Origin of the sequence: Streptomyces sp. CAI-85 (assembly GCF_013363615.1) — a bacterium.
GTDB classification, from domain to species: Bacteria; Actinomycetota; Actinomycetes; order Streptomycetales; family Streptomycetaceae; genus Streptomyces; species Streptomyces antibioticus_B.
The window spans coordinates 24295-31004 of record NZ_JAANNX010000061.1; the positions used below are offsets into that span (position 1 = coordinate 24295).

7 protein-coding genes are annotated in these 6710 nt (G+C 71.5%); 5 read left to right on the top strand and 2 right to left on the bottom strand.

Annotated elements, in window-relative coordinates; all coding sequences use genetic code 11:
- Positions 1 to 145: 145 nt before the first annotated feature.
- Both G6W55_RS31970 and G6W55_RS31975 read left to right on the top strand, forming a co-directional pair.
- Entirely contained in the window at positions 146 to 634 is a 489-nt protein-coding gene (locus tag G6W55_RS31970) for a ribose-5-phosphate isomerase (RefSeq protein ID WP_175524198.1), read from the top strand.
- Positions 635 to 699: 65 nt separating this feature from the next.
- On the top strand, positions 700 to 1518 hold the full coding sequence (locus G6W55_RS31975; RefSeq protein ID WP_175524199.1) for an Fpg/Nei family DNA glycosylase: 819 nt from the start codon (positions 700 to 702) through the stop codon (positions 1516 to 1518).
- Positions 1519 to 1723: 205 nt separating this feature from the next.
- On the opposite strand, the gene G6W55_RS31980 is transcribed toward G6W55_RS31975, so the two are convergent.
- Entirely contained in the window at positions 1724 to 3025 is a 1302-nt protein-coding gene (locus G6W55_RS31980; protein WP_175524200.1) for a GNAT family N-acetyltransferase, read from the bottom strand.
- 163 nt (positions 3026 to 3188) lie between these two features.
- Between G6W55_RS31980 and G6W55_RS31985 the strand changes: the two genes are divergently transcribed.
- Both G6W55_RS31985 and G6W55_RS31990 read left to right on the top strand, forming a co-directional pair.
- Entirely contained in the window at positions 3189 to 4373 is a 1185-nt protein-coding gene (locus G6W55_RS31985) for a PP2C family protein-serine/threonine phosphatase (RefSeq protein ID WP_175524201.1), read from the top strand.
- Between the two features lie 18 nt (positions 4374 to 4391).
- Entirely contained in the window at positions 4392 to 4832 is a 441-nt protein-coding gene (locus G6W55_RS31990) for an HD domain-containing protein (RefSeq protein ID WP_175524202.1), read from the top strand.
- 42 nt (positions 4833 to 4874) lie between these two features.
- On the opposite strand, the gene G6W55_RS31995 is transcribed toward G6W55_RS31990, so the two are convergent.
- On the bottom strand, positions 4875 to 5978 hold the full coding sequence (locus G6W55_RS31995) for an acyltransferase family protein (protein ID WP_175524203.1): 1104 nt from the start codon (positions 5976 to 5978) through the stop codon (positions 4875 to 4877).
- A 409-nt stretch (positions 5979 to 6387) separates the two neighbouring features.
- Between G6W55_RS31995 and G6W55_RS32000 the strand changes: the two genes are divergently transcribed.
- Entirely contained in the window at positions 6388 to 6582 is a 195-nt protein-coding gene (locus tag G6W55_RS32000; RefSeq protein ID WP_030779494.1) for a hypothetical protein, read from the top strand.
- Positions 6583 to 6710 lie beyond the last annotated feature (128 nt).

Here is a 6710-nt window from a genome sequence, read left to right on the forward strand (position 1 = left end):
AGTGAAACGGAGGCAATTGGATTCGTGAACCTCTGAATCCAGATCGTTACTTGAGGTTTTCCTGAGGTTCCATGGTTCTGGCGTGATTCTTATGGGTCGTCCACCCCGCGCTGCTGCCCCACGCCGCCCATGTCACACTCATCCCATGCGCGTGTATCTCGGCTCGGACCATGCCGGCTTCGAACTCAAGAACCACCTCGTCGAATGGCTGAAGGAGGCGGGCCACGAGCCCGTCGACTGCGGCCCCCATATCTACGACGCCCAGGACGACTACCCGCCCTTCTGCCTCCGCGCGGCGGAGCGCACGGCCGCCGACCCCGAGGCCCTCGGCATCGTGATCGGCGGCTCCGGCAACGGCGAGCAGATCGCGGCGAACAAGGTGAAGGGCGTGCGCGCGGCCCTGGCGTGGAGCGAGGAGACCGCGTCCCTCGGCCGCCAGCACAACAACGCCAACGTCGTCGCCGTCGGCGCCCGGATGCACACCACCGAGGAGGCGACGAAGTTCGTCGAGACCTTCCTCGGCACCCCGTTCTCGGGTGACGAGCGCCATATCCGCCGGATCGACATGCTGGCCGACTACGAGACGACCGGCGACCTCCCGCCGATCCCGGCCCACCATCCGCAGCAGGACTGACCCACCCCACCCGGCGCGGGCTCGGGCCACAGGTCCCCGGCGGGGCCGGAAAGGACACACACGCCGTGCCAGAAGGGCACACCATCCACCGGCTGGCGCAGGACTACGCCGAGCGCTTCGCCGGCACCGCGCCCCGGGTGACCAGCCCCCAGGGGAAGTTCTCCGACGCCGCCCAGCTCCTGGACGGCGTCGGACTCACCCGCACCGAGGCCCACGGCAAGCACCTCTTCCTGGGCTTCCGGGACGGCGAGTGGGTCCACATCCACCTCGGCCTGTTCGGCAAGGTCGCCTTCGGCGACGCCCCGGCGCCCCCGCCCACCGACACCGTCCGGCTCCGCCTCGCCGGCCCCACCGGATACGTCGACCTGCGCGGCCCCACCACCTGCGCCCTGATCACGGACGCCGAGAAGCAGGCCGTCCACGCCCGCCTCGGCCCCGACCCGCTGCGCGCCGACGCCGACCCCGCCCGCGCCTGGGCCCGCATATCCCGCAGCCGGACCACGATCGCCGCGCTCCTGATGGACCAGAAGGTCATCGCAGGCGTCGGCAACGTCTACCGCGCCGAGGTCCTCTTCCGGCACGGCGTCGACCCCTACCTCCCGGGCCGCGACCTCACCCCCGCCGCATGGGACGCGATCTGGCGGGACCTCGTCGCCCTCATGCGTGACGGCGTGCGCGACAACCGCATCGACACGGTCCGCCCGGAGCACACCCCCGAGGCCATGGGCCGCCCGCCCCGCGTCGACGACCACGGCGGCGAGGTGTACGTCTACCGGCGCGCCCACCAGCCCTGCCATCTGTGCGGCGGCGAGATCCGCACCGCCGAACTCGCCGCCCGCAACCTCTTCTGGTGCCCCGCCTGCCAACCGCCCGCCGGGGCCTAGGGCCTGTTGTGAAAGTCCCGCCTGCCCGGCGACGCCCGGCACGCACTCTCGCCGCACCGGGCACAGACCCGAGTACGTCCAGTACGAGGGCCTGCACCCGGCACGCCGAGAGCACGCACCGGACGCCGCCGGGCCCGCCCTCCGGGCGGACGACGGGACTTTCACAACAGGCCCTAGAGGTTCAGACGTTCAGAGGTTCAGGCGTTCAGAACCCGTGCGGCAGCCACGGCGCCGTCGCCGATCCGAAGGCCACGGCGGCCGCCGCCAGCGCGCCCGGCCGCAGTTCGCGCACCCGGCCCGCCGCGGCCAGCGCCGTGAGGCTCACCCCGCCGAGATAGGCCGACCCCAACTCCCGTACCGACAGGGCGAGATCGGGCGCGTCCGCAGTACGCGCGCACACCGCGCCCCGGCTGTCCCCGGCCAGCCGCCAACGCCCCTCGTTCCAGGGGCAGAAGGCGTCCTCCACCTCCACCACCACGTCCACCGGCGCCTGATAGGTCCGCGCCTCCAGCGCCGCGCCCACCTCCACCAGCCGTACGTGCAGCGCGTCCCGCACCCGGAGCTGACACCGCCGTACGTCCGACACCAGGTGCTGCCACGCCTCGTCCAGCGGACGCCCCCGCAGCTTCAGCGAGGTCGTCAGATCGATCCCGAACAGGAACCGCCACAACGCCGCCTCCGTCAGCGGATCGACGCCCGCCAGATCCTGGAGCAGCACCCCGCCGTTGTGCCCGGTGTCCGTCCACTCCGGCCGCACCCGGAACCGGGCGTACCCGGTGACCTCGCCGTCCCGTTCGGCGACCACGCACTGGAGCGCCGACGCGCCGTCCCGCTCCACCGCCGCCTCCAGCACCCCGAGCCCCTCCCAGCCCGGCCGCCGCGCCGGCATCCCGGGCCGCCCGGGCACCGTCCGCGCGTACACCGCCTCGCAGGCGGCCAGTTCCTCGACGGGATCGGCGTACCGCAGCGCTACGCCGTCCGTCCCCTCCGGCACGGACAGCCGGACCCGGCTCGTGTCGATCTCGGCGTGCAGCCCGAACGTCGCCGTGCCGTACCCGAACCGCCCGTAGATCATGGGCTCGGAGGCGGTGAGGACCGCCAGCGGCTCGCCCCACGCGCGCACGTCGTCCAGTTGCCGCCGCATCATCGCCGTGAGCAGCCCGCGCCGCCGGTGCGTCGCGCTCACCGAGACCATCGTCACCCCGGCCGCCGGCACGGACGCCCCGCCCGGTACCGTCAGCCGGAAGTCGAACGCCCCGGCGGTGCCCACGATCCGCTCGCCGTCCCACGCGCCGACCGACCGCCCGCAGGGGGTCAGCGTCCGCCACAGCTCCCGCTCCTCGGCGGACTCCGCGACCCCGCCGAAGGCCCGCAGCAGGGTGTCGTACCAGACGTCCCAGTCGTCCTGCCGCAGCGTGCGCAGCTCGATTCCCGGGGCGGCCGCCCGTCCCGCCGTCCGCTCCGCCGGCCGTACCGCCGGCCCCGTCGTCGTCGCACCAGTCGTCATGGATCCATGCCTAGCAGCACATTGCGGGACGAGCCAGCAAATTTCTCTCTCTCGGCGGCGCGAGCGCTTTCCTTGAAGTTCACTGAGAAGTCGAAGCTCCGAGGGGGGACAAGTGGGACCTCCCGTGCCAAGCGGCGGGTTGGATGGATAGGGTCCCGGACTAATGGCATCAGGACGACAGCGGCGCGCGGCGGCCGAGACGTCTACGGCCCGGTTGAAGCACTGGCTGCACCGGGTCCGCACCGGCCTGCGCAGAAGCGCCGTGGACTACTTCCGCGGCGACGGCTCGGACTGGATCGCGCTGGCCCTGCTGCTGCTCACCGTGCCGCTGATCGCCGCCACCACCCTCGCCAACTCCGTGTGGTGCTCCCCGGCCGCCCTGGTCCTGCCCATCGTCGCCGGCGGGCTGCTGCTGCGCCCGTCGAGCCTGCTCGGCCTGTACGCGGCGGCGGCCACCGCGCTGATCGTGGAGTCGGTGCAACTCGGCCCGTACACCGAGGGACCGTCCCGGGTGACACCCGGTGTCGTCCTGGTCGTCGCGGCATGCGGTTTCTTCGGTCTGCTCATCGCCCAGTTCCGCAGCCGGGTCGGCGTGCCCTGGCGGCGCGGCGGCACCATGCTCTTCGACCTGCGCGAGCGGATCCGGGTGCAGAGCAAGCTGCCCAAGCTGCCGCCGGGCTGGCACCGCGAGATGGCGCTGCGGCCCGCCGGCGGCCAGTCGTTCTCCGGTGACTTCGTCGTCGCGGCCCGCACCAACGGCGGCCGCACCATGGAGGTCGTCCTCACCGACGTCTCCGGCAAGGGCATGGACGCGGGCTCCCGCGCCCTGCTGCTGTCCGGCGCCTTCGGCGGCCTGCTCGGCTCGCTCCCGCCGCACGCCTTCCTGCCCGCCGCCAACGGCTATCTGCTCCGCCAGGACTGGGACGAGGGCTTCGCGACCTCCATCCACCTCGTCCTCGACCTCGACTCCGGGGACTACGAGCTGTACTCCGCGGGCCATCCGCCCGGCCTCCAGCTCAGCGCCGGCAGCGGCCGCTGGGAGGAGAAGGCCGCCGAGGGCCCGCTGCTCGGCGTGTACGAGGGCGCGCAGTTCGACCCGGTGAAGGGCTCGCTGCGCCCCGGTGACGTGCTGATGCTGTTCACCGACGGCCTGGTGGAGACCTCCGACCGGGACATCGTCGAGGGCATCGACCGGCTCACCGGCGAGGCCGACCGCTATGTCGCCGGCGGCTTCCAGGGCGCCGCCTGGCACCTCATCGAGGCCGTCGCCAAGGACGTCAACGACGACCGGGCGCTGCTGCTCGTCTGCCGCGAGGGCCCGACGTCCCAGCCGGCCCCGCTCGTCTGATTCCCGAGGGGACTGCGCATGCTCACCCTGCCCGAGGTCGAAGCCCTCGCCCGCGCCGCCCACGAGGGCCAGACCGACAAGGCGGGCCGCCCCTACGCCGAGCACCTGCGGGCGGTCGCCGAGGGCGTACGGTCCCGGGGCGGCGACGACGACCAGATCGCCGCGGCCTGGCTGCACGACGCCGTCGAGGACGACGCCCTGAGCGCCGTACGGCTGCGCGACGCCGCGCTGAGCGACCGTACGAAGGCGATCGTGCTGGCGGTCACCAAACGGGCCGGGGAACCGCCCGAAGCGTACGCGGCGCGGATCCTGGCGACGCCGGGCGCCCTGCTGGTGAAGGAGGCGGACCTCGCCCACAACGCGGACCCGGCCCGCCTGGCGGTCCTGGACGAGCCGACCCGGAGACGGCTGACCGAGAAGTACGCCGGGATGCGCGCACTTCTCGGTCTGCCGGGCTGAGCCGGGGCGGAGGAGATCAGCCGAGGGGATCAGCCGAGGGGATCAGGCGTCGACCTTGGCGCGCCGCTCCTGCTGTGCCCGCTCGCCGGCCCGTTCGCGTTCCCTGGCCAGCTCGGCCGCGTCCCGCCGGAAGGCCCACTCCATCCTCGGCTCCATGACGAACCGGAGGGCCCGCTGGACGGGCGGGGTGCACAGCAGGGTGACGGCGACGGCCACGGCGAGGCTCACCGCGATCGCACCGAGCGGCGTGTGCAGCCGCTCCTGGTCGAACCAGCCGCGGTAGTCGGCGCCCTTGAGCAGGAAGCCGTGCAGCAGATAGCCGTACAGGGTGCCCGCGCCGAGGGCCGTGCACCACAGGGTGCGGCCCGGGATCCAGGAGAAGAAGCAGGCGGTCAGCACCAGGGAGCAGCCGAACAGCGCGAGCTGCATGACGGGACCGGCCCACCAGGGCGCGCCCAGCTCCTGCGCGGAGTCACGGTGGTAGAACCAGCCGCCGTTCATCCGCGGCACGGCCCAATAGGCGAAGGCCAGCGCGAAGGCGAAGACGGGTACCGCCGCGATCCGCACCGAGCGACGGCGCACCAGGCGGAAGTGCTCGGGCTTCAGGCACAGGCCGAGCACGAAGAACGGCAGGAACTGAAGGACGCGCTGGAGGTCGAGGTCGTCGCCGATGTCGGGGCTGACCGACGCCAGCATGGCGATGCCCATGGCCAGCGGCAGCGGATGCCGGACGGCCTTCCACACGGGCGTGGTGAGCCGCCAGATGAACAGCGCGATCAGGAACCAGGTCAGGTAGTACGGGTCCAGGAGGCTGAGTTCCTGGTCGGGGGAGTGGTCGACGTAGCGCTTGAAGAGCGAGTAGCCGACCTCGAAGACCACGTACGGGACGGCGATCCCGGTCACCAGCCGTCTGATCCTGCCGGGGCTCGCGTCGAAACCGCGGGAGAAGAAGCCCGAGATGACGATGAACGCCGGCATGTGGAACGCGTAGACGAGCATGTACGCGGCCTGGAGGACCCGGCTGTCGCCCTTGAGCGGCTCCCAGGAGTGGGCCACGGCCACCAGCACGATCGCCACGTACTTGGCGTTGTCGAAGAACGCGTCACGGCGCGGGCGGGTCAGGGGGGACGGAGCGGCGTGGAACATTTGAGGCACCCTAGCGTCGTCTGTGGCTATGCGTAAAACAGCCGAGGTCATTCCTGCTTTTGGGTGCGACTACCCCGGGATTAAAGGAAGTTGCCATCCTGTATGTCCGGATTCATCCAGACTAAAAGGTACATAACGGCCTCTGTGGAGGGGGTGTTCGTGAGTCCGTGACCGCAATTCGAATTCCCTGCGGGCGCGTTGTGTGGAGATGGAAACGATCTCTCCCAATTTCCCGGCCGGGCCGGGTTTCGAATTGCCGTGCGGGGTACGCGTGCGCGTCACGGGACGCAATCATGTGTCAGGGGCCGCATAGGGAGGCCGTGTTGGTGGCACGATGGTCTCTGGCGGGGGTGCGCGGACTTGCGCCCCCGGGCCGGGAGTGCGGACCGACCGAGGGTGTGTGATCAGTGTGGCCATTTCACTGTCCGTGGTGCTGCTGTTGGCGATCATCCTGGTGGTCCTGATCCGGGGCGGGAGCATCAAGGCCGGCCCCGCCATCGTCGCCATCCTGTTCGGCTTCTTCCTCGCCTCGACCGGCATGGCCCCGTCGATCAACCGCTTCCTCGACTCCCTCGCGGACACGATCAACTCGATCAGCTTCTGACGGCGCCCGGGGACCCCCTCCCCGGAAACGCCGAAGGCCCGGGCGGAGAAGACCTCCGCCCGGGCCCGGGCCATGGAGCGGGCGACGGGAATCGAACCCGCGTAGCTAGTTTGGAAGACTAGGGCTCT

What these genes read in the sequence shown, in the direction of transcription:
- G6W55_RS31980 (WP_175524200.1), bottom strand. Translation starts at nt 3,025, where the DNA reads ATGACGACTGGTGCGACGACGACGGGGCCGGCGGTACGGCCGGCGGAG.
- G6W55_RS31970 (WP_175524198.1), top strand. Translation starts at nt 146, where the DNA reads ATGCGCGTGTATCTCGGCTCGGACCATGCCGGCTTCGAACTCAAGAAC.
- G6W55_RS31995 (WP_175524203.1), bottom strand. Translation starts at nt 5,978, where the DNA reads ATGTTCCACGCCGCTCCGTCCCCCCTGACCCGCCCGCGCCGTGACGCG.
- G6W55_RS31985 (WP_175524201.1), top strand. Translation starts at nt 3,189, where the DNA reads ATGGCATCAGGACGACAGCGGCGCGCGGCGGCCGAGACGTCTACGGCC.
- G6W55_RS31990 (WP_175524202.1), top strand. Translation starts at nt 4,392, where the DNA reads ATGCTCACCCTGCCCGAGGTCGAAGCCCTCGCCCGCGCCGCCCACGAG.